Origin of the sequence: Paraburkholderia sp. RL17-373-BIF-A (assembly GCF_046030175.1) — a bacterium.
In the GTDB taxonomy this organism is placed as follows: Bacteria; Pseudomonadota; Gammaproteobacteria; order Burkholderiales; family Burkholderiaceae; genus Paraburkholderia.
On record NZ_JARESO010000198.1, the window covers coordinates 1 to 2473 of the forward strand.

Annotated in this window: 3 protein-coding genes; all 3 read left to right on the forward strand. The window is 61.5% G+C overall.

Annotation, left to right across the window (positions count from 1 at the left end):
* On the forward strand, nt 1–461 hold a 461-nt coding region (gene tnpA, locus P0D80_RS49480), incomplete at its 5' end, for an IS66-like element accessory protein TnpA (protein WP_408295874.1).
* The gene (tnpB, locus tag P0D80_RS49485) at nt 458–802 is read left to right on the forward strand and encodes an IS66 family insertion sequence element accessory protein TnpB (RefSeq protein ID WP_408295877.1); all 345 of its coding nucleotides are present in this window, start codon (nt 458–460) and stop codon (nt 800–802) included. The genes tnpA and tnpB, both read left to right, overlap by 4 nt.
* A gap of 30 nt (nt 803–832) precedes the next feature.
* A complete protein-coding gene (gene tnpC, locus P0D80_RS49490; RefSeq protein ID WP_408295879.1) occupies nt 833–2401 on the forward strand; it encodes an IS66 family transposase in 1569 nt (522 codons plus the stop codon).
* The last annotated feature ends 72 nt before the right edge of the window (nt 2402–2473 follow it).

Sequence of the window (2473 nt, forward strand, 5' to 3'; positions counted from 1 at the left end):
CGGTGACTGAGATAGACACCAAAGTGATGCCCATCATTTCCGAACTGATGGGCATCACTTTGTCACAGTCTGAAGAGAAGAAGCCGGGTACCCGGATGGGCCGCCCGAATTACGCCCGGGAGCTTCGTGAGCGACTGGCGGCAGCGGCTTGCGAGCCCGGCGTATCAGTCGCGAAACTGGCGCGCGAGAACGGCATCAATGCGAACATGCTGTTCACCTGGCGGCGGCGATATCTGGCCGAGCAGCAAGCTCAGTCTGCTGGGCTCATCCCGGTCGTGCTGGTAAGCGACACGCCAGCGGAGGTCGCTGCATCATCTCTGGTAGAAGCTCGAGCGCAGGACACGAAGCCTGTAGCAACTGCCGGCACGATCGAGATCCGGATCGGTCGCGCGGTAGTCAAGGTGGACGGCCTGGTCGATGGCGATATCTTGCGGATCGTGCTGGGGAGTCTGCGGTCATGATTTCCCTCCCGGCAGGTACGCGAATCTGGATCGCTGCGGGCGTCACCGATATGCGCGCGGGGTTTCAGGGGCTAGCCGCAAAGGTGCAAACAGCGCTCGAAGAGAATCCGTTGGGCGGCAACGTCTACATCTTCCGGGGCCGTCGCGGCGATCTGGTGAAGATCCTTTGGGCAACCGAGGACGGAATCTGGCTTCTCGCAAAGCGGCTTGAACGAGGCCGCTTTATCTGGCCCCAGGCCGACAGTGGCAAGGTCCATCTGAGCTCTGCACAACTGTCGATGCTTCTTGAGGGCATCGATTGGAGACAGCCCCGTCGCACCGTCGCGTTATCGATGTTGTAAACCGCGCGGTAGACTCGTAAACTAAGGCGCATGTCGAACGGCGCCGATCTTCCTGACGATGTCGAACTCCTGAAGGCCCTGCTGGTCGAGGCCCGTAGCATGCTTGCCGAACGGGATGTCGAGATCGAGCAGCTCAAGGCACAGATCGACAAGCTCAGGCGCATGCAGTTCGGTCGCAAGTCCGAGCAGTTGCAGCGGCAGATCGAGACGCTCGAGACTCAACTCGAGGATCTGGCTGCCGGGCGCGGCGTAGCGGATGTGCAGCGCGCGCAGGCCCACGGTGCAAACGCGTGCGCCTCAAGTGCGGCGACGAGCGTTGCGGCATCAAGACAAGCGCTTCCTGCGCATCTGCCGCGCGAGGATCACGTACTCGAGTACGAGTCGAGTTGCCCGGACTGCGGTCAACCGATGCAGACGCTTGGCGAGGATGTGTCCGAACAACTCGGCCGCGTCGCAGCGGCGTTCAGGGTCATTCGCACGATCCGGCGCAAACTGGTTTGCCCATGCTGCAGCACCATCACACAGCCGCCCATGCCGGGCCTGCCGATCGGGCGGAGCATCGCGCATCCGAGCCTGCTGGCGGACATTCTGGTCGCGAAGTACGCAGACCACCAGCCCTTGTATCGGCAATCGGCGATCGCGGCGCGCGACGGCGTGGCGCTGGACCGGGCCAGCACGGGCCGCTGGGTCGGCCAGTGCGAGGCGTTGTTCGAGCCTCTGATAGAGGCGCTGCGCCGCTATACGACGGCCGCCACAAAGCTGCATGCGGACGACACGCCGATCCCGGTGCTTGCACCGGGCAACAGGAAAACGCGTACCGGCCGGCTGTGGGTCTACGTGCGAGACGATCACCGCTCGGGTTTAATGGAACCGGCCTCAGTCTGGTTCGCTTACTCGCCCAATCGGCAAGGTATCCACCCTCAAACCCATCTCGCCGGCTTCAAGGGGATCCTGCAGGCAGACGCCTACGCGGGGTTCGACGAGTTGTTCTGCGGTGGCCATATACGTGAGGCGGCGTGTCATGCCCACGCCAGGAGAAAGTTCTACGACATTCACGTGCGCACGCCGTCTGACACGACGCAAAAGGCGCTCAACTATATCGGCGAGCTGTACAGCATCGAAGCCACCATACGCGGCAAGCCGGCGGCCGAACGGCGGCGAATACGGCAGGAGAAAGCCAGGCCACTGCTTCAAGCCTATGAAGCGTGGCTCAGGGCGAAGCTCAACACGCTGTCGTCGAAGTCCGATACAGCCAAAGCGATCAACTACTCGCTCAATCAGTGGGCCGCACTGACGTTGTATTGCGAAGACGGTACGCTCGAGATCGACAACAACATCGCCGAAAATGCGCTGCGTTGTGTGAGCCTGGGTCGGAAGAATTTTTTATTTGCTGGCTCCGACAGTGGCGGCGAACGGGCAGCCGCGATGTACTCGCTGATCGGCACTTGCACATTGAATGACATCGATCCGCGTGCCTACCTGGACTATGTGCTAACTCACATCGCTGACCACAAAATCAATCGTATTGACGAACTCCTGCCTTGGCGTGTGACCGACAAGCTGCGCAAGCCAGCAAGTCCACCGGCTCCCGCTACCTGACCGGGCAGGTCCTGATGACCATCATGCCTCACGCGGAAGCGAATGGACGAATGGCCCAGGCGAGCCGCTTAC

Excerpts from the sequence above, each read along its gene's own strand:
- tnpC (WP_408295879.1), top strand. The coding sequence starts at position 833 with ATGTCGAACGGCGCCGATCTTCCTGACGATGTCGAACTCCTGAAGGCC.
- tnpB (WP_408295877.1), top strand. The coding sequence starts at position 458 with ATGATTTCCCTCCCGGCAGGTACGCGAATCTGGATCGCTGCGGGCGTC.